General features: G+C 69.9%; 14 protein-coding genes, 1 tRNA gene and 2 pseudogenes. 8 read left to right on the top strand and 9 right to left on the bottom strand.

All coding sequences use genetic code 11. The features are described from left to right. Positions 1-31: 31 nt before the first annotated feature. Positions 32-343 carry a pore-forming ESAT-6 family protein gene (locus tag ACF07B_RS12950; RefSeq protein WP_392178978.1) on the bottom strand — a complete coding sequence of 104 codons (312 nt, stop codon included), beginning with the start codon at positions 341-343 and terminating at the stop codon, positions 32-34. A gap of 23 nt (positions 344-366) precedes the next feature. Further along, positions 367-699 carry a hypothetical protein gene (locus ACF07B_RS12945; RefSeq protein WP_388140652.1) on the bottom strand — a complete coding sequence of 111 codons (333 nt, stop codon included), beginning with the start codon at positions 697-699 and terminating at the stop codon, positions 367-369. A gap of 466 nt (positions 700-1,165) precedes the next feature. On the opposite strand from ACF07B_RS12945, the pseudogene ACF07B_RS12940 reads away from it, so the two are divergent. The 3 genes and pseudogenes from ACF07B_RS12940 to ACF07B_RS12930 all read left to right on the top strand — a co-directional run. Then, a pseudogene (locus ACF07B_RS12940) lies at positions 1,166-2,745 on the top strand (AAA family ATPase). Positions 2,746-2,899: 154 nt separating this feature from the next. After that, positions 2,900-3,223, top strand: coding sequence for a hypothetical protein (locus ACF07B_RS12935; protein WP_392179216.1), 324 nt, complete (start codon positions 2,900-2,902; stop codon positions 3,221-3,223). 100 nt (positions 3,224-3,323) lie between these two features. Beyond that, positions 3,324-3,578, top strand: a pseudogene (locus tag ACF07B_RS12930) (transposase); the annotation flags it as partial. A gap of 134 nt (positions 3,579-3,712) precedes the next feature. On the opposite strand, the gene ACF07B_RS12925 reads toward ACF07B_RS12930, so the two are convergent. Next, a tRNA-Leu gene (locus tag ACF07B_RS12925) sits at positions 3,713-3,797 on the bottom strand. A gap of 141 nt (positions 3,798-3,938) precedes the next feature. On the opposite strand from ACF07B_RS12925, the gene ACF07B_RS12920 reads away from it, so the two are divergent. Then, entirely contained in the window at positions 3,939-5,270 is a 1,332-nt protein-coding gene (locus tag ACF07B_RS12920; RefSeq protein ID WP_392178977.1) for a DUF2254 domain-containing protein, read from the top strand. Positions 5,271-5,282: 12 nt separating this feature from the next. Here the strand turns inward: ACF07B_RS12920 and ACF07B_RS12915 are convergent, their stop codons facing one another. The 3 genes from ACF07B_RS12915 to sucC all read right to left on the bottom strand — a co-directional run bounded on the left by ACF07B_RS12915 (position 5,283) and on the right by sucC (position 9,208). After that, complete coding sequence (locus ACF07B_RS12915) at positions 5,283-6,863, bottom strand: aldehyde dehydrogenase family protein (RefSeq protein ID WP_392178976.1); 1,581 nt, start codon at positions 6,861-6,863, stop codon at positions 5,283-5,285. Between the two features lie 264 nt (positions 6,864-7,127). Next, complete coding sequence (sucD, locus tag ACF07B_RS12910) at positions 7,128-8,066, bottom strand: succinate--CoA ligase subunit alpha (protein WP_392178975.1); 939 nt, start codon at positions 8,064-8,066, stop codon at positions 7,128-7,130. A gap of 11 nt (positions 8,067-8,077) precedes the next feature. Further along, on the bottom strand, positions 8,078-9,208 hold the full coding sequence (gene sucC / locus ACF07B_RS12905; protein ID WP_392178974.1) for an ADP-forming succinate--CoA ligase subunit beta: 1,131 nt from the start codon (positions 9,206-9,208) through the stop codon (positions 8,078-8,080). A 164-nt stretch (positions 9,209-9,372) separates the two neighbouring features. Here sucC and frc point away from each other — a divergent pair, with 164 nt between their 5' ends. The 4 genes from frc to ACF07B_RS12885 all read left to right on the top strand — a co-directional run bounded on the left by frc (position 9,373) and on the right by ACF07B_RS12885 (position 15,672). After that, positions 9,373-10,605, top strand: a complete 1,233-nt coding sequence (frc, locus tag ACF07B_RS12900) for a formyl-CoA transferase (protein WP_392178973.1) — start codon at positions 9,373-9,375, stop codon at positions 10,603-10,605. Position 10,606: 1 nt separating this feature from the next. Next, positions 10,607-12,754 (top strand): acetate--CoA ligase family protein, encoded by a 2,148-nt coding sequence (locus ACF07B_RS12895; RefSeq protein WP_392178972.1) that lies wholly within the window; start codon positions 10,607-10,609, stop codon positions 12,752-12,754. A gap of 123 nt (positions 12,755-12,877) precedes the next feature. After that, positions 12,878-14,269 (top strand): OFA family MFS transporter, encoded by a 1,392-nt coding sequence (locus ACF07B_RS12890; protein ID WP_392178971.1) that lies wholly within the window; start codon positions 12,878-12,880, stop codon positions 14,267-14,269. Then, the gene (locus ACF07B_RS12885; RefSeq protein ID WP_392178970.1) at positions 14,266-15,672 is read left to right on the top strand and encodes an OFA family MFS transporter; all 1,407 of its coding nucleotides are present in this window, start codon (positions 14,266-14,268) and stop codon (positions 15,670-15,672) included. Before ACF07B_RS12890 ends, ACF07B_RS12885 begins: the two co-directional genes overlap by 4 nt. Positions 15,673-15,835: 163 nt before the next feature. Here the strand turns inward: ACF07B_RS12885 and ACF07B_RS12880 are convergent, their stop codons facing one another. The 3 genes from ACF07B_RS12880 to ACF07B_RS12870 form a co-directional block, all read right to left on the bottom strand. After that, on the bottom strand, positions 15,836-16,720 hold the full coding sequence (locus tag ACF07B_RS12880; RefSeq protein ID WP_392178969.1) for a prohibitin family protein: 885 nt from the start codon (positions 16,718-16,720) through the stop codon (positions 15,836-15,838). A 242-nt stretch (positions 16,721-16,962) separates the two neighbouring features. After that, on the bottom strand, positions 16,963-17,532 hold the full coding sequence (locus ACF07B_RS12875) for a DinB family protein (protein ID WP_392178968.1): 570 nt from the start codon (positions 17,530-17,532) through the stop codon (positions 16,963-16,965). A gap of 141 nt (positions 17,533-17,673) precedes the next feature. After that, entirely contained in the window at positions 17,674-18,678 is a 1,005-nt protein-coding gene (locus ACF07B_RS12870) for a sugar phosphate isomerase/epimerase family protein (protein WP_392178967.1), read from the bottom strand. Between the last annotated feature and the right edge of the window lie 5 nt (positions 18,679-18,683).

The raw sequence follows: 18,683 nt of genomic DNA, 5'->3' as shown, positions 1-18,683 counted from the left end.
ATGCGAATACTTGGTGACGGCCCGGCCCAACTCAGCCGATGTTGTCGACGGCCGCGCGCGCCTTGGCCATGGTTGACTGCGCGGTGCCATCGTTCTGCTCCAGCGTCGTGCGGACCAGGCGGATGATGTCGCGCACCTCGTTGGCGGCGTGGTTCCAGCGCTTTTCCTTGCCGTGGTACTCGTCGGCGACGCCGTCGGCCGTGAAGTCGGCCATCGCGGCCTGCACCGCGCGGTCGCGGTCACCGAGGACGCGCTCCAGCTGGCCGATGATGCCCTGCAGGCTGCTTTGCACCTCGGTGGAGGCGCCTGTGTCGTACGAGCGACGGTCCTGGTTCTGACCCATGGTCGAATTCCCCCTTGGTGCGGCTATCGGGCGCCGAAGCGGGCGGCGTCGAAGTTGGAATGGCCCATGTTCTGGTGGGCGTTGTCCTCCTGCTCCAGATCACCGGAGCCGAACGCGGTGTCCATGCCGGACTGGCCGCCCAGGATCGCGCTCAGGGACCCGTTCAATGCGCTGGTGATCTCGTCCGTGTGCGCCTTGAACGAGTCGAACGCGGCCTTCCCCGCCCCGTTGAACTTCCCCTCCAGCGGCTCCGCCGCCTGGACAAGCCACCGGATCAGCGTGCCCAGGTCCTCCGTCGAACCGATCGTGCTCTTGCCGAGATCCGCCAGGGTCGACGACCCCATGTCGAACTTCATCCACCCGCCCCCGTGTCAATCGTGTTGTGAGCCCTGATCGACCAAGGACTCGGCCGCCACGGCGTGCCCGTGCGTCACGCACGTCTCACAATGCGTCGAACATCTTCTCGCATCGCGCGTTGCAGGCGCAACGCAGTACGAGGTGGAGTGGCGTGATCTGTCCCATGAGTTGTCTCACTGCGCTCCTGAGTCAACTGCCGGATGCCTGACCGACGTCACGCGAGTGGTGCTACGCCGAGAGCCCGGCTGTCGGGTGGGCCTGTCGGACGTGTGATGGCAGCTGAAAACGCACGGTCCGGCCGCCACGCCTGTTATGCCGTCGTACGGCCTCGGCCTGGCTGTTTCGTCACTCGTTGGAGTGAGGAGAATCCTTCAAGCGCACGACAGGCCGCCGCGGTGGGACGCATGCTGACCTTGCAGCACCCCGGCAACACCACGTGATCCGTAGTCGTACGTCCCCCTGGAGATGGTGCGCGTGCCCGACCCAGTGCCTCTGGATGCCCCGGATGTGATCGAGGGCGTGGTCGATCATCTGCTGCATGTCGGCTATGACGAGCGCACGGTGCTGCGGCTGGGCGTGACAAGAGGCGACGAGGAGAGCATCACCGCGGTCGGCAAGGCGCTCTTCGGGGTGCGGCCCGGGGAAAGTCTGCGGCTGCACGGGGCATGGACCTGCCATCCGCGCCATGGGCGGCAGTTCAGGGCCGAGCGGTGCGAGCGGACGATGCCGGCCGACGAGCGCGCGATCCGCCTCTATCTCGCCTCGGGCATGATCCGCGGGATCGGGCCGATCCTTGCCTCCGCGATCGTGGACGTCTTCGGCGAGCAGACCCTGAAGATCATCGACGCCGAACCTCAGCGGCTCCTTGAGGTACACGGGATCGGCCAGGTCCGGCCGGTCCGGATCACCGCGGCCTGGCAGGAACAGAAGGACATCGCCGAGATCATGGTGTTCCTGCAGGGGCTCCAGATCACCCCGGCGCTCGCCGTGAAGATCTACACCGCGTACGCCGACACCGACGACGACCCGATGCACATCGTCCGCCGCACCCCCTACCAGTTGTGCCGGGACGTACACGGCGTGGGCTTCCACAACGCCGACAAGATCGCCCTCGCCGTCGGCATCCCCAAACACAGTGACGCTCGGCTCCAGGCCGCCCTGCTGCACGAACTCGACCAGGCAGGAGCAAGCGGCCACTGCCATCTGCCGGTTCGCGTACTGATCGCCCACACCCGTCAGCTGCTGAGCGATGACGACCCGGCGAGTGCAGAGATCCTCGACGACGCGGTGCTGCGCCACGCCCTGGAGGCCTTGCGTGGTCAGGGCGAGGTGGTCACCGAGACGCTGCCGTTGCCCGTGCTGGACGGCACCGACACGGTCGCGGACATGGAGATCGCCATGCTTCCCCGCCGGCACCGTGACGAGACGCAACTCGCCCTCCATGTAAGGCGGCTGCTCGGATCCACATCCCCGCTGACTGGCCTGGCCCGGTGGACGGAGCACGTGGCCGCGCTGACCAGCCAGGAGACTGCCGGGCTGACCAACGAGCAGCACCAGGCGATCCTCACCACCCTGACCAGTCCCCTGTCCGTCCTGACCGGCGGCCCCGGCTGCGGCAAGACCCACACACTGCGCACCCTGGTGGAGATCGCCGACGAGGCCGGCGCGGTCGTCGCCCTGGCCGCCCCGACCGGGAAGGCCGCCAAACGCCTGGAAGAGACCTGCGGCTAGCAGCGATGACCGTGCACCGGCTCATCCGGACGCCCGACGGCGACTCCCTCTTCGACCACGCCGGCGTCCTGGAGAGTGCGGATCTCGTAATCATCGACGAGGCATCGATGCTCGACCTCGCGCTGGCCCGACGCCTCTTCACCGCCGTCCGCGACGGCTGCCACCTGCTGCTCGTCGGCGACATCGACCAACTGCCCAGTGTGGGCCCCGGCCGCGTCCTGCGCGACCTCCTCGACGTCACGGACATCCCGCGCACCCGGCTCACCAAGGTCTTCGGCCAGCACGACGACAGCATCTCTTGGCCCGTCGGTTGATCTGGCCGTTCAGCGGGGTGTCGCCTGCCCCGGTGTCCAGCCGTCGCTCCCGTTCCCTGGAGTCGGGCCACAGTGGCCCACTCGCTTACGCCTCTGTCTCGAGCAGCGGCACGGTACCCGCTCGAAAGAGACCCTCGCCTTCCGCCACAGCCTCTTGCAGTCGCCCGACGAGTTGGCGCAGGCTCGCGTCGAGGTCGACCTGGTCTCTCGTCTCCGCGACGATCGCTTCACGCACGTCGTCGACGAACGGCTGCCAGGTGTCGCGAGTGCGCTGCGTGCACTCAGTGACGACCTGTTGTCGCTTCTCGGCCGCCACCTTTTCCTGGTTCAGGCGCGCGCGATCCGCGCCCTGTTCCTCGACGGCTTTCGCCAGGTAGACGGCAAGGGGAAGCGCGGCTTCGGCGATGCCGATGCGCCGTCCCAGGTCCCCAGTCGCCTTCGCCGAACTGGCCTTCCCGCCGGCGATCGGCCCATATAGGAAAACACCGGTTCACCCGGTATCACCAACGCGTGTCCCTGATGCACCGGACACCCCCACACACGCTCTCCCCAGGCCGACTGCACCCACATACCCAGGCATCACGCAGTCCTCACGGCCCTACCCCAGCGACCTGTACGACGCCCGCCGGGAACTCATCCGCCCCACCCACGACCTGCGTGCCCTGATGAACGCCATCCTCTACGTCGACCGCACCGGCATCCCCTGACGCCACCTGGCCCACGACTTCCCACCCCACCAGAGCGTCTACGGCTACTTCGCCCGCTGGGAAGCCGACGGCATCTTGGACCACCTCACCGGCCTCCCGCGCGGCAAAGTCGGGTCTGATGCAGGGTTGGGTGACAGGTTGACCTGCCCCACACGCGGCCCGAGGGCCCCGGGAACGACGAAAAACCGGTGAGTCATGTGACTCAACCGGTCTTCCGTGAACGCACTGGGGACGATCTTGCGGACGTCCCTGTCAGTGAGTGTCCGAGGGGGGACTTGAACCCCCACGCCCGATAAAGGGCACTAGCACCTCAAGCTAGCGCGTCTGCCATTCCGCCACCCGGACAAGGTGTCTGCCGCCTGGCCGGAGGTGTTCCCCGCGGCGACATGGATAACAATACCAAGGTTTCGGAGTGCCCTTCACCTGCATATCCGGGCCCCGGAGCGGGTCCACGGAGCCAGGTGGGGGTGCGCCTACAGTCTCACCATGGGTGACTGGATGACTACCGGTGGTCTGCGGGAAGGGCGGCGGCCGAGAACGCTGTCGCCGTTGCGGGAACATCTGCGGGACACGTTCTGGTTCGCGCCCACCGCGGCCATGGTGCTGGTCTTCGTGGTGTGGGCGGCGGCGACCTCCGCCGACACCGCGATCGTCGGCTCCCTGCACGAGGCGCGCGACTTCGAGACCCTGGACGATCTGCTGCGGCTGGCCGACGACGCCAAGGCCGTGGTGACCGTGGTCAGCTCGGCGATGATGACCTTCATCGGTGTGGTCTTCAGCATCTCGCTGGTCGCCGTGCAGATGGCGAGCGGGCAGTTCAGTCCGCGCGTGGTGCGGATCTTCGTACGGAGCCGGATCACCAAGGCGACCTTCGCCGTCTTCCTCGCCACGTTCCTGCTGTCGCTCCTCGTGCTGACCTCGTACGAGGGGCAGGCCGAGGCGCGGTACGTGACGTCGATCCCGCTGATCCAGTCGGTTCTGACGCTCACGATGCTGGGGCTGAGCCTGCTGCTCTTCGTGCTCTACGTGAACCAGACCCTGCGGCTCATGCGCATCAGCCATGTCATCGACCACATCACCCACGAGGCGTTCAAGGTCGTCGCGCACATGCCCGTCGCCCGCTCGACCGGCGAGGAGGACGCGCTCGGGCCCGAGACCGCCCAGGTGGCCCACCACGGGCGGGCCGGCGTTCTGCGGGACGTGAACATCGCCCGGCTGGTGCGGGCGGCCGGGCAGGAAGGTGTCGTACTGCGGCTGATCCCGCGGATCGGGGACTTCGTCGTACCGGGCACACCGCTGTTCGCCGTGCACGGAGGTCCCGCCCCGGCCGGGCGGCCGCTGAGCCACACCGTGTCGGTCGGGGTGGAGCGCACCTTCCATCAGGACTTCGCGTTCGGGCTGCGCCAGCTGACCGACATCGGGCTGCGGGCGCTGTCGGCCGCGGTGAACGACCCGACCACGGCCGTGCAGGCGATCGACCGCATCGTCCAGTTCCTGGCCGCCGTCGCCGGCCGGCCCCTCGACGCGGCGCTCCACCGGGACCGGCGCGGGAACGTGCGGCTGGTACAGCCCGTGCCGGGCTGGACGGAGCTGGTCGACCTGGGGTTCACGGAGATCCGCGGCTGCGCGGTGGGTGCTCCGCAGGTCACCCGGCGCCTCGTCGCGGGCCTCGACGATCTCGCCGCGATCGCTCCCGCGGACCGCCGTGAGCCCCTGCTCCGGCACCGCACCCTGCTCGTCGAGGCCGTGGAGCGCTCGGTCGGCGAGCCCTCGGACCGCGCCTTCGCGCTGCGACCGGACCGGCAGGGCATCGGGTGACCGGCCGGACCCTCACGGCATCAGGTGGTACTCCGGGAAGTTCCCCGGCAGCCGCTCCCCCGCCGGGCCCCGGGTCACCGCTCGCACCAGGAGTTCCCCGCCGACGAACGCGCCGCGCCACGAGGCGCCGAAGCCGCCGAAGAGTTCGTCGCGGTCGCCACGGGAGCGGGGCCTGCCGTGACCGACCTTGAACGCGCGGATCTGGGGGGCGAGACGGGTGTACGTCGCCTCGTCGTCCGTGGACAGCGTGGCGACCAGCGCGCCGTTCGACGCGTTCATCGCCGCGAGCAGTTCGGCCTCCGTGTCGACCACGACGATGGTGTCGACCGGTCCGAACGGCTCCGCGTGATGCAGCGGGGAGGAGGGGGGCGGGTTCAGGAGCGTGACGGGCCGGACGTACGCCGCCGTGTCCTGGCCGGGCAGGAAGCGGGCGTCGGACGGCTTGCCGCGGTACAGCGGGACGGCACCCCGGTCGATGGCCTCGGCGACCTGGTCGTTCAGCTCCTTGGCCTTGGCCGCGTTGATGACCGGGCCGAAGTCCAGCGCGGGGTGGGGGTCGCCGGGGTGCTCGACGGCGAGCGGGTGGCCGGTGCGCAGGGTGCGGACGGCCGGGAGGTACGCGGCGAGGAAGTCGTCGAACAGCGCGCGCTGGACGACGAAGCGCGGGTAGGCGGTGCAGCGCTGCTTGCCGTAGTCGAAGAGTTTGGGGACGACCGCGGTCAGCGCGTCCCAGTCGCCGAAGTTCCAGACGCCCCAGGTGTTGAGCCCCTCCTGTTCGAGGACATGGCGCTTGCCGAGGTCGGCGACGGCGGTGGCCACCGCCCCACCCGTGTCCCGGCCGCCGACGAAGGAGACGCAGCCGATCTCGGGCGCGCGCACGAGCGCCTCCGACAGCTCGCCCCCGCTGCCGCTGACCAGGGTGAGGGGAACGCCCTCGCGCACGGCGAGCGCGCAGGCCAGCGTCAGACACGCGACACCGCCGTGGGTCGGGGCCTTGGCGATGACCGCGTTGCCCGCCAGTGCCTGCACCAGCATCGCGTGGACGAGAACGCTCATCGGGTAGTTCCAGCTCGCGATGTTGGAGACGGGTCCGTCGAGCGGGGTCCGGCCCTCCAGCATGGGCTCGATGCCGTCGACGTACCAGCGCACACCGTCGATCGCGCGGTCCACGTCGGCCTGGGCCAGCCGCCAGGGCTTGCCGATCTCCCAGACCAGCAGGAGGGCGAGCAGTTCACGGTGTTCGGTGAGGGCGTCGAGGGTCGCCGCCACGCGGGCCCGGCGTTCACCGAGGGGCACGTGGCGCCAGGCGCGGTGCCGGTCGAGCGAGGCGCGGACGGCCGCCTGGGCGGTGACGCCGTCGAGCCGCGGCGGGCCCGCGACGGGGCCGCCGTCGACGGGGCTGGTGGCGGGCAGCGCCCGGCCGTCCGCCTGCCAGCCGCCGTTCCAGAGGTTGAGCACCCGGTCGTCGCGGAACGCCTCGGGGGCGACGGCGAGGGACCGCCGCCAGGCGTCGCTCCAGGACGTGCCGGACTTGAGGACGAGGGGGGCGGGAGCGACGGGGTCGCGAGGGAACGGCCTGGGGGTGGAGGGCATGGGAGTGGAGGGCCTGGGGGTGGAGGGCCTGGGGGTGGAGGGCCTGGGGGTGGAGGGTGTGGGGGCCGAAGGTGTGGGGTCGGGGGTGGTCATGGGTGTCTCCGCTCTCGGTGCACGGTCGGGGGCGGGGGCCCGGGTCCTGCCGGACGGCAGGCCGCGCGGGCCGGCGCGAACAGTCGTCGCGTGTGTCGAGGCACGTCAGGGAACGTCAGAGGACGTCAGGGGACCTCATGAGGTCCGACCGCTTCCGGCCGTCACCTCACGTCAGCCATGAGCGACGTCACTCGGGGTCGCTCGCTCCGCCAGCCGCGCCAGGACCAGCCGTGCCGTCTCGGTCGGGGTGTCGCCGACCCGCACTCCGGCCGCCTCCAGGGCCTTCTTCTTGGCCAGGGCGGTGCCCGAGGAGCCGGAGACGATGGCCCCGGCGTGCCCCATGGTCCGGCCCTCGGGGGCGGTGAATCCGGCGATGTAGCCGACGACGGGCTTGGTGACGTGATCGCGTACGTACGCTGCCGCCCGCTCCTCGGCGTCGCCGCCGATCTCCCCGATGAGCACGATCAGTTCGGTGCCGGGGTCCTTCTCGAAGGCCGCGAGACAGTCGTTGTGCGAGGTGCCGACGACGGGGTCCCCGCCGATGCCCACGCAGGTCGAGAAGCCGATGTCCCTGAGTTCGTGCATGAGTTGGTAGGTGAGGGTGCCGGACTTGGAGACCAGGCCGATGCTCCCGGGCCCGGTGATGTCGGCGGGGACGATGCCCGCGTTCGACTGCCCCGGCGAGATGAGGCCGGGGCAGTTGGGGCCGATGACACGGGTGCCCCGGGCGGCGGCGTGCGCGAGGAAGGCGACGGAGTCGTGGACGGGAATGCCCTCCGTGATGACGACGGCGAGCGCGATCCCGGCGTCGGCGGCCTCCAGCACGGCCGCACGGGCGAAGGCGGGCGGCACGAACACCACGCTCACATCGGCCCCCGTCGCCTCGATCCCCTCGCGCACCGACCCGAAGACGGGGACGGTCCGCAGGACACTTCCTCGGCCCTGCCCGGCAGGGATGTCGAACTCCACGGCCAGGCCGGCCTTGCGCGGATTGACACCGCCGACGACGTTCGTGCCGGCGGCGAGCATGCGCCGGGTGTGCCGCATGCCCTCCGCGCCGGTCATGCCCTGGACGAGGATCTTGGACTCATCGGTGAGAAAGACGGCCATGTCCCGCTCCTTCAGCTGATGTGGGCCAGTCGGGCGGCGAGGCGGGCGGCGTCGTCCATGGTGGCGGCCTGGTGCACCAGGGGGTGCGCCCGCTCCGCGAGTACGGCGCGGCCCCGGGCCGCGTTGTTGCCGTCGAGCCGGACCACGAGCGGTTTGGTCGGCCGTACGGCGTCCAGCGCCCGCACGATGCCGTCGGCGACGGCGTCGCATGCGGTGATGCCGCCGAAGACGTTGACGAGGACGGACCTGACGTCGGGGTCGGACAGGACGACGGACAGTCCGTCGGACATGATCCGGGCGGAGGCCCCGCCGCCGATGTCGAGGAAGTTGGCCGGGCGGGCACCGCTGCCGGCGACGACGTCGAGCGTCGACATGACGAGGCCCGCGCCGTTGCCGATGACGCCGACCTCACCGTCCAGCTTCACGTAGTTGAGGCCCCTGGCCGCGGCCGCGGCCTCCAGCGGGTCGTCGGGTGAAGCCGCCTCCACCTCCCAACGTGCCTGGCGGAAGAGGGCGTTGTCGTCGAGGGTGACCTTGCCGTCCAGGGCCAGGATCTGCCCCTGGGCGGTGCGGACGAGGGGGTTCACCTCGACGAGGAGGGCGTCCTCACGCATGAGCACCTGCCAGAGCCGGACGAGGACGTCGGCGGTCCGCGGCGGCAGTCCGGCAGCCCGGACGATCTCGGCGGCCTTTCGAGGGGTGACGCCCTCCGCGGGGTCCACGGGGACGCGCGCCACCGCCTGTGGCCGGAGCGCCGCCACCTCCTCGATCTCGGTGCCGCCCTCGGCGGAGGCGATCGCGAGGAAGCGTCCGGCGGCCCGGTCGAGGACGTACGAGACGTAGAACTCGTCCTCGATGTCGACGGGTTGGGCCAGCATCACCGTGCGGACCGGGTGTCCCTTGATGGTCATGCCGAGGATCTCGCGCGCCGCGCGTTCGGCGGCGTCCGGGTCCTCGGCGAGCCGGACGCCGCCCGCCTTCCCTCGCCCGCCCGTCCTCACCTGGGCCTTGACGACGGCCCGGCCGCCGAGCGCGCGGGCGATGTCGCGGGCCCGGCCGGGCGAGTCGGTGACCTCGGCGCGCGGCACCAAGATGCCGTGTTCTTCGCAGAGTTGCCGTGCCTGATGTTCGTACAGGTCCACGTTCCGGCTCCTGTCCTGAAAGTGGTGCACGACCCCTGGACATCACCCATCGGATGCGGGATAACAATCTTCATACAGTATTCGTCGACTGTATGCAATGTGCGAACCTGGCCCACCGCCGCAGCACCGGGGCGGCTCAAGGCAACGGACAAGTGAGGTGACCTGTGACGACCAAGGCTCTCGAAGGCATCCGGGTCCTGGACATGACGCACGTTCAGTCCGGTCCCTCGGCGACCCAGTTGATGGCATGGCTCGGCGCCGACGTGGTCAAACTCGAGGCGCCGACCGGTGACATCACCCGCGCCCAGCTGCGGGACATCCCGGACGCCGACTCCCTCTACTTCACCATGCTCAACAGCAACAAGCGCAGCATCACCCTCAACACCAAGACCGAGCGTGGCAAACAGCTTCTGACCGAGCTGATCCGCCGCTCCGATGTCATGGTGGAGAACTTCGGCCCCGGCGCGATCGACCGCATGGGCTTCACCTGGGACCGCATCCGCGAGATCAACCCGCGGATCGTCTACGCCTCCATCAAGGGCTTCGGGGACGGCCCGTACACCGACTTCAAGGCGTACGAGGTGGTCGCGCAGGCCATGGGCGGTTCCATGGCCACCACCGGGTTCGAGGACGGCCCGCCGATGGCCACCGGCGCCCAGATCGGCGATTCGGGCACCGGCGTCCACGCGGTCGCCGCCGTCCTCGCGGCCCTCCTCCAGCGCACCCGCACCGGACGCGGGCAGCGCGTCAACGTGGCCATGCAGCATGCCGTCCTCAACCTCTGCCGGGTCAAGCTGCGCGATCAGCAGCGCCTGGCCCACGGACCGCTCGCCGAGTACCCCAACGACGACTTCGGCGACGAGGTCCCCCGCTCGGGCAACGCCTCCGGGGGCGGCCAGCCCGGCTGGGCCGTCAAGTGCGCGCCCGGCGGCCCCAACGACTACGTCTACGTCATCGTCCAGCCCACCGGCTGGAAACCGATCACCCGGCTGATCGGCCGGCCCGAGCTGGCCGAGGACCCCGGCTGGGCCACCCCGCAGGCGCGGCTGCCCAGGCTCGCCAAGATGTTCCAGCTCATCGAGGAATGGACCACGACATTGCCCAAATGGCAGGTGCTGGAGAAGCTCAACGCCGAGAGCATCCCGTGCGGACCGATCCTGTCCACCAAGGAGATCATCGAGGACGCCTCGCTCGCCGCCAACGACATGGTCGTCGAGGTCGAGCACCCCGAGCGCGGCTCCTACGTCACCGTCGGCAGCCCGCTCAAGCTCTCCGACTCCCCCGTCGACATCACCGCCTCCCCGCTGCTCGGTGAGCACAACGAGGAGATCTACATCGGCGAACTCGGCCTGGGCGACGAGGAATTGCGGCTGCTCAAGTCGGGCGGGGTGATCTGAGGTGGCGGCTCAGGACCGGGTGGCGCGGGTGCGGGCGCTCCTCGACGGCGTGCGGCGCCAGGGGCGCTCCGCGCTGACGGCACCGGAGGGCAAGCGGATCGCCGACGCCTACGGGATCGTCGTGCCCGGCGAGGAGCTGGCCCGCGACGAGGACGAGGCGGTGACCCACGCGGAACGCCTCGGCGGGCCCGTGGTGATGAAGATCGTCTCCCCCGACATCCTGCACAAGACCGACGCGGGCGGGGTGCTGGTCGGTGTCGAGGGAGAGGCCGAGGTCCGGGCGGCCTTCCGGGCGATCGTCGGCAACGCCCGCGCGTACGACGTCCGCGCCCGGATCGACGGCGTCCAGGTGCAGGAGCTGATCCCTCCGGGCCAGGAGGTCATCGTCGGAGCGGTGACCGACCCGACCTTCGGGAAGGTGGTCGCCTTCGGGCTCGGCGGGGTGCTGGTCGAGGTACTGGGGGACGTCACCTTCCGGCTCGCGCCGGTGGACGCGGACGAGGCGCTGTCGATGCTCGACTCGATCCGCTGCGCGCAGGTCCTGCACGGGGTGCGCGGCGGGCCCGCGGTGGACCGGACGGCCCTCGCCGACCAGATCCGCCGCGTCTCCGAACTCGTCACGGACTTCCCCGAGATCGCCGAGGTGGACCTGAACCCGGTGATCGCCGGCCCGCGGGGCGCGATCGCGGCGGACATCCGCGTGATACTCGGTTCGGGCCCTCCGGCCGGCCGGCGCCGGTACACCCGGGACGAGATCCTCGCCTCCATGGACCGGCTGATGCGGCCGCGGTCGATCGCCGTGATCGGCGCCTCGGACGTCCCGGGCAAGATCGGCCACGCGGTGCTGAAGAACCTCGTCGACGGAGGCTTCGGGGGCGAGATCCATCCGGTGAACCCCAGGGCCGACGACATCCAGGGGCGCAAGGCCTACGCGAGCGTCGCGGACATTCCCGGCGAGGTGGACGTCGTGGTCTTCGCCGTCCCGGCCAGGGCGGTGGCCCGGGTCCTGGAGGAGGCGGGACGCAAGAACATCCCCAACGCCGTCCTGATCCCCTCAGGCTTCGCGGAGACCGGCGAACAGGCGCTCCAGGACGAGATCACGGCCATCGGCGAGCGGTACGGCATACGGCTGCTCGGTCCGAACATCTACGGCTACTACTCGACCTGGCAGGACGTGTGCGCCACGTTCTGCACGCCGTACGACGTCAAGGGCGGTGTCGCGCTCTCCTCGCAGTCCGGTGGGATCGGCATGGCCGTACTGGGATTCGCCCGGACCACGAAGACGGGGGTCTCGGCGATCGTGGGGCTCGGCAACAAGGCGGACCTGGACGAGGACGACCTGCTCACCTGGTTCGGCGAGGACCCGAACACCCGGTGCGTGGCGATGCACCTGGAGGACCTCAAAGACGGCCGCGCCTTCGTGGAGGCGGCCCGCGCCACCGTCCCGAAGAAGCCCGTCATCGTCCTGAAGGCCGGGCGGACCGCCGCCGGCGCGCGGGCCGCGGGCTCGCACACCGGAGCGCTCGCGGGCGACGACGCCGTGTACGACGACATCCTCAGGCAGGCCGGTGTCATCAGGGCACCCGGGCTGATCGACATGCTGGAGTACGCGCGGGCCCTGCCGGTGCTCCCCGCTCCCCGGGGCGACAACATCGTGATCATCACCGGAGCGGGCGGCAGCGGCGTCCTGCTGTCGGACGCGGTCACCGACAACGGGCTGTCCCTGATGGAGATCCCGCCGGACCTCGACGCCTCCTTCCGGGAGTTCATCCCGCCCTTCGGGGCCGCGGGCAACCCCGTGGACATCACGGGCGGCGAGCCGCCGTCGACGTACGAGGCGACGATCCGGCTCGGACTGGAGGACCCGCGCGTCCACGCGCTCGTCCTCGGCTACTGGCACACCGTCGTGACCCCTCCCATGGTCTTCGCCGAGCTCACCGCGCGCGTGGTGGCCGAGTTCCGCGAACGCGGCGTCGAGAAGCCCGTGGTGGCGTCGCTCGCGGGCGACGTCGAGGTCGAGGAGGCGTGCCGGTACCTGTACGAGCGGGGGGTCGTGGCCTACCCGTACACGACCGAGATGCCGGTGGCCGTCCTCGGCGCGAAGTACCGCTGGGCGCGTGCGGCGGGGCTGTTGGGGGGTCGTTCATGACATGAGGACGCAGGGGGCCGGCCGACGGTGCGCGTCGGCCGCCCCCGGGACCCGTGAGCGCACGAAAGGCATGTGGCAGGGGGCGCTGACCAGATCTTTCGACGCAAGGGGATCTCGATCGACATGACAACCACCGGCTACTCGACATCGGTGCCACATCGCGAGGTGCGGGACCGGAACGGACGCGTGTACCGCGTCGGTGAGACCGACATCGACATCATGGGCCGAAAACGCGCCTGGATGGTCTTCCTGCCCTGGGCGGGCATGATGGGCATCAGCTCCGCGGAGTACGCGTTCACCTCGGCGGAGGACACCCTGCACGAGGCACATCTGTGGAGCAGCGGACACATCTTCTGGCTGATGGGCGTCTGGATCTTCTTCCAGGCGGCCGTGGCCTTCCCGGCCGGGCAACTGCGCGAGAGCGGCAGGCTCCCCGCCCGTACGGCGATGCTGCTGGGCGCGCTCGGCACCCTGCTCGGCTATGTGTCCCTGGCCTTCGCGCCGCATGTGGCGGTCGCCTATCTCGGCTTCGGCATGTGCAGCGGCATCGGAGCGGGTCTCGTCTACGCGACCTGCGTGAACATGGTCGGCAAGTGGTATCCGGAGCGCAAGGGCGGCAAGACGGGCTTCGTCAACGGCGGTTTCGCCTACGGGTCCGTGCCCTTCGTCTTCCTGTTCACCTCGTACATGGATCTGGGCAACTACCGGGGTGTGCTGGTGGGGGTCGGTCTGCTCTGCTGCGCGCTGGTCGCGGCGGCCGGCTGGTTCTTCAAGGACCCGCCGAAGGGCTGGTGGCCGCCGGACGTGGATCCGCTGAAGGTGCCGGACGACCCCAAGATCCGGCGGGCGCTGGAGAAGAACCCGCCGGCGGTGAGGCAGTACACCCCGAGGGAGGCCGCGCGTACCCCTGTTCTGTGGATGATGTGGTTCTGTCTGCTGTGTACGGCCGGGATCAACATCTTCGGCATCGCCTTCCAGGTCCCGTTCGGCAAGGACATGGGCTTCGCGGGCGGGATCGTGGCCACGGCGATGTCCCTGAAGGCCATCGTCAACGGCACCGGGCGCGGGATCATCGGCTGGATATCCGACCGGGTCGGACGGCGTCACACGCTGATCATCGTGTGTCTGGTGCTGGGTTCCGCCCAGTTCGGTGTGCTGGTCTCCGGCCGGATGGGCAGCATGCCGTTCTTCCTGTTCTGCTCGATGGTCTCGGGCTTCGGCGGCGGCGCGATCTTCCCGCTGTTCGCGGCCATGACGGCGGACTACTTCGGTGAGAACAACAACGCCTCCAACTACGGGATGGTCTACAGCTCGAAGCTGATCTCGGGCCTCGTGGGCTCCGGCATGGGCGCGGTCGTCGTCGGCGCGTGGGACTACGACGGCGCCTTCGTGCTCGCCGGGTCCATCGGTCTGGCGTCCGCCGTGCTGGCCCTGTTCCTCAAGTCACCGGACAGGCCCGGGGCCCGCCGCGTCGTCCCCAATCCACAGCCGCTCGGAGAGGAGATGGCGTCATGACGGCGGAACCCGTGGCGGCGCAGGACCCGCCGGACGGGCCCGGCGCCCGGGGGCGCGCGTACCGGGAGATCACCGACGTCCGGGGCCGTGTCTACCGGGTCGGCGAGACCGACCGGGACATCCTCGGCCACTCGCGGGCGTTCATGGTCTACCTGCCCTGGGTCGCCATGATGGCCATCAGTGTCTTCGAGTACGCGTACGGCTCGGCCGAGGACACCCTGTCGCACGCCCATGGCTGGACCCAGAGCAACACCTTCTGGATCCTGAGCGTCTGGGTGTTCTTCCAGGCCGGTATCGCCTTCCCGGCGGGCTGGCTGCGGGAGAGGGGCGTCCTGACGGCACGCGGGGCCATGTACCTGGGCTCGGTCATGTGCGCGGCCGGCTTCCTGGCCCTGTCGCATCTGAGCGATGTCCGGCTGGCGATCGTGGGCTTCGGAGTGATCGGCGGTCTCGGGTCCGGTCTGGTGTACGCGACCTGCATCAACATGGTCGGGAAGTGGTACCCCGAGCGTCGTGGCGCGCGGACGGGATTCGTCAACGGCGGATTCGCCTACGGCTCCCTGCCGTTCATCTTCATCTTCAACTACGGCTTCGACACGGCCAATTACCACCGTGTGCTGGATCTCATCGGCTGCTACGTGATGATCGTGGTGCTGACCGCCGCGTTCTTCTTCAAGGACCCGCCGAAGAACTGGTGGCCCGCGGACGTCGACCCGCCGGCCCACGGCGGTTCGGGCGAGGAGGCCGCGAGTCTGTCGAAGAACCCTCCCGCCGTGAAGCAGTACACCCCCAAGGAGGCGGTCAGGACCGGCATGCTCCCGCTGATGTGGACCGCGCTGGTGATGACCGCCGGTGTGTCGATCTTCGGGATCTCCTTCCAGGTCGACTTCGCCAGGGAGGTGGGCTTCGGCCCGCTGGTGGCCGCCTCGTCGATGGGTGTGATGGCGGTCGTCAACGGCGTCGGCCGGGGTGTGGTGGGCTGGCTGTCCGACACCTGGGGACGCAAACAGACCCTGGTCTTCGTCATCGTGGTCCTGGGACTCGCGCAGTTCGGCGTGATCTGGGCCGGCGACATCCACAGCCAGGCGCTCTTCCTGTTCTTCGCCTTCCTGTCCGGATTCGGCGGCGGGGCCTTCTACCCGATGTTCGCGGCCCTGACCCCGGACTACTTCGGTGAGAACTACAACGCCACCAACTACGGGCTGGTGTACAGCGGAAAGCTGGTCAGCGGTCTGTTCGGCGGCGGACTCGGCTCGATGGTGGTCGCCGCCTGGGGATACGACGGCGCCTACGCGCTGGCCGGCGGCATCTCCATGGTGGCGGCCGCGGTCGCCCTGCTGCTGCGGCAGCCGGGGCGCAGCACCGCGGGCACCCCGGTCCCGCAGCCGCAGTCGGTGGGCTGAGCACCGGCGGGCCCGGGTGGAAGCGGTCCTCCTCGCGACGCGGCGAGGAGGCCCGCTTCCGGTTCAGGGGCCCGACCACACAGGTCCGGCCCCGGCTCCGGCTCCGGCTCCGGCTCCGGCTCCGGCCCCCGGAACGAGGCAAGCGGCGTTGTTCACGGGGACGTCACTTCTTGGTGCCGTCCACGATGACCGGCGTGCCGCCCGAGTCGGTACCGCACGGCACCGCGTACACCGGGTTGGACTTCGCGGCTTCCTTGTAGGCCTCAAGGCACTGGTTGTACAGCACCTTGTCGCTCAGCGACTGATCGATGATCTTGTTGGCGCGGGCGATGCCCTCCGCCTCGATCCGCTTGCGCTCCGCCTCCGCCTTCGCCGTACGCGCCGACTCGGTGGCCCGCTCGGTGGCCTGCTCCTGCTGGATCTTCTTGTCGATCTGGTCCTGCAACTTCTCCGACGGCCTCACATTGCGCAGGTTGACGGAGGTGACGTCGATGCCGCGGGGCGCCAGTCGTTCCTTGACGAGGCCGGCGATCTCCGAGCTGATCTGCTCGCGCCCGGACGCGTAGCCTTCCTCGCTGCTGTGCTTCGCGAAGACATTACGGATGATCTCGCGGCTGTCGGGCAGCACCAAGCGCTCCTCGACCGCGTCCTCGCTCCCCGCGAGCCGGTACAGCTCGACGGCCTTCGTCGGCACCACGGCCCACTTGATGGTGACGTCCGCGTAGAGGACACCGCCCTGGGAGGAACGGACCTCGACCACGTCCTTGCCGTTGAGGTCGAGATCCACCGGGCGGGTGGAGAAGGACGTGATGTCGGTGAACGGTGACGTGAAGTGGACGCCCGAGACGAGGGGCGTACCGGTCTTGCCGAAGGTCACCGGCACGCCGACCTCGGAGGCACTCACGACATGGACGCAGGCGAAGGCACCCGCCAGCACGCCCGCCACGGCGCTGAGCGCCGCCCCGAGCTTCCAGTTGCCCGCGGCGGTGCGGCCACGGCCGACGAGAAAGAGCACCACCGCGGCTATGAGCAGCAGAATGGACAGCACAAACACAGGTATCCCCCTCGGAAACGTCGCCGCGCCTCCTGGGGCGCGGCGCCGCGCGCATCGTAGCGATCTCCGATGACAGGCCGGGTACAGCCCGGGCCGGGCAAGAACACTGACGACGTGAGGGGTCGCGGTGGTTGCGATCGGTGACGGGATGCTTGCGGGGGCACCGGTCGTACCGCCCCCGGCCGTGTGAGGCGGTACGACCTGCCGCGGGGCGATACGATCCGCCGCGCCTCCGGCTAACCCATGGTCTTGGCGCCGTCCAGGGACTCGCGGATGATGTCGGCGTGGCCGGCGTGCTGGGCGGTCTCGGCGATGATGTGCAGCAGCACCCGGCGGGCCGACCATCGCCCACCCGGCTCGGACCACGGGGCCTTCGGCAGTGGATGGCTGGCGTCCAGGTCGGGCAGGGTGGCGACCAACTCGTCGGTGCGACGGGCTGCTTCGGCGTAGTCGGCGAGCACGCCAGCCAGCGTCTCGCCGGGCAGCATCCGGAATTCGTCGGCCCGCCGGGCCCAGTCGGCCTCGCTCATGTCGGTGAAGTCGGGCATCACCGACGGGCCGTCCAGGATGAACCGCGCCCAGGTCCTCTCGACCGCGGCGACATGCTTGATCAGGCCACCCAGACACAGCGCGCTGGCGGTGGTCCGGCGCCCGGCCTGCTCGTCGGTGAGGTCGCGGGTGGTGAAACGCAGGAAGCGCCGATGCGCGGCCAGCACCTCCAGCACGTCGGCGCGCTCGCCGGTCGCGGTCGGCCCATCGGCCGGGTCGTGGCTCGCCGTTTCGTTGACCGTCACGGTCTCGCTCATGGTCGCTGCCTTCCGTGGTGTGTGTTCCGCCGGGCAAGGAAGACGCTACGGGTCATGGAGGTCAGATTCTGACCTAGATCGAGCAGGAGGGAAGCCGCCCCGGGACAGGCCCAGGCCCAGATCGTCAGGCTCAGGCGCCCTCTAGCCGTTGCCGCCGAACGCCGCGTCGAACGATGCGGACGGCGGCTCGAAGTCGTAGGCCTTGAGGCGGGTCAGGGCCTCGGGCGCACCCTGGAGCCGGTCCATGCCGGCGTCCTCCCACTCGACCGAGACGGGCCCGGCGTAGCCGATGGAGCGCAGCATGCGGAAGACGTCCTCCCAGGGGACGTCGCCGTGGCCCGCGGAGACGAAGTCCCAGCCGCGGCGCGGGTCTCCCCAGGGCAGGTGGGAGCCGAGCCGGCCGTTGCGTCCGTCGAGGCGTTTGCGGGCCTCCTTGCAGTCGACGTGGTAGATGCGGTCGCGGAAGTCGTAAAGGAAGCCGACAGGATCGAGGTCCTGCCAGACGAAGTGGGAGGGGTCGAAGTTGAGGCCGAAGGCCGGCCGGTGGCCGACTGCCTCCAGGGCCTGGTGTGTTGTCCAGTAGTCGTAGGCGATCTCGCTCGGATGGACCTCGTGGGCGAAGCGGACGCCCTCGGCGTCGAAGACGTCGAGTATCGGGTTCCAGCGGGTGGCGAAGTCCTCGTAGCCGCGCTCGATCATCGATTCGGGGACGGGCGGGAACATGGCGACTAGGTGCCAGATCGCCGAGCCGGTGAATCCGACGACGGTGTCGACGCCGAGGGCGGCCGCCGCGCGGGCGGTGTCGGCGATCTCGGTGGCGGCCCGTCTCCGCACGCCCTCCGCCTCGCCGTCGCCCCAGATGCGGGCGGGCAGGATCGCCTTGTGGCGTTCGTCGATGATGGCGTCGCAGACGGCCTGGCCGACCAGATGGTTGGAGACGGCCCGGCAGGTGAGGCCGTACTTGTCGAGCAGCGCGCGCCGGGACTCCACGTAGGCGGGGTCCCCGAGCGCCTTGTCGACCTCGAAGTGGTCCCCCCAGCAGGCGAGTTCGAGTCCGTCGTAACCGAAGTCGCGGGCGAGCCGGCAGACTTCCTCAAGCGACAGGTCGGCCCACTGGCCGGTGAAGAGAGTGAATTCGCGCGGCATTTCGG

This window comes from Streptomyces sp. NPDC015532, assembly GCF_043078065.1.
GTDB lineage: Bacteria > Actinomycetota > Actinomycetes > Streptomycetales > Streptomycetaceae > Streptomyces.
The sequence above is the reverse complement of the archived record's forward strand: the minus strand, read 5'-3'. Positions and strand labels throughout refer to the sequence as shown.

What these genes read in the sequence shown, in the direction of transcription:
- ACF07B_RS12950 (WP_392178978.1), bottom strand. Translation starts at nt 343, where the DNA reads ATGGGTCAGAACCAGGACCGTCGCTCGTACGACACAGGCGCCTCCACC.
- ACF07B_RS12915 (WP_392178976.1), bottom strand. Translation starts at nt 6,863, where the DNA reads ATGCCCTCCACCCCCAGGCCGTTCCCTCGCGACCCCGTCGCTCCCGCC.
- ACF07B_RS12890 (WP_392178971.1), top strand. Translation starts at nt 12,878, where the DNA reads ATGACAACCACCGGCTACTCGACATCGGTGCCACATCGCGAGGTGCGG.
- ACF07B_RS12945 (WP_388140652.1), bottom strand. Translation starts at nt 699, where the DNA reads ATGAAGTTCGACATGGGGTCGTCGACCCTGGCGGATCTCGGCAAGAGC.
- sucD (WP_392178975.1), bottom strand. Translation starts at nt 8,066, where the DNA reads ATGGCCGTCTTTCTCACCGATGAGTCCAAGATCCTCGTCCAGGGCATG.
- ACF07B_RS12875 (WP_392178968.1), bottom strand. Translation starts at nt 17,532, where the DNA reads ATGAGCGAGACCGTGACGGTCAACGAAACGGCGAGCCACGACCCGGCC.
- ACF07B_RS12920 (WP_392178977.1), top strand. Translation starts at nt 3,939, where the DNA reads ATGGGTGACTGGATGACTACCGGTGGTCTGCGGGAAGGGCGGCGGCCG.
- ACF07B_RS12870 (WP_392178967.1), bottom strand. Translation starts at nt 18,678, where the DNA reads ATGCCGCGCGAATTCACTCTCTTCACCGGCCAGTGGGCCGACCTGTCG.
- ACF07B_RS12885 (WP_392178970.1), top strand. Translation starts at nt 14,266, where the DNA reads ATGACGGCGGAACCCGTGGCGGCGCAGGACCCGCCGGACGGGCCCGGC.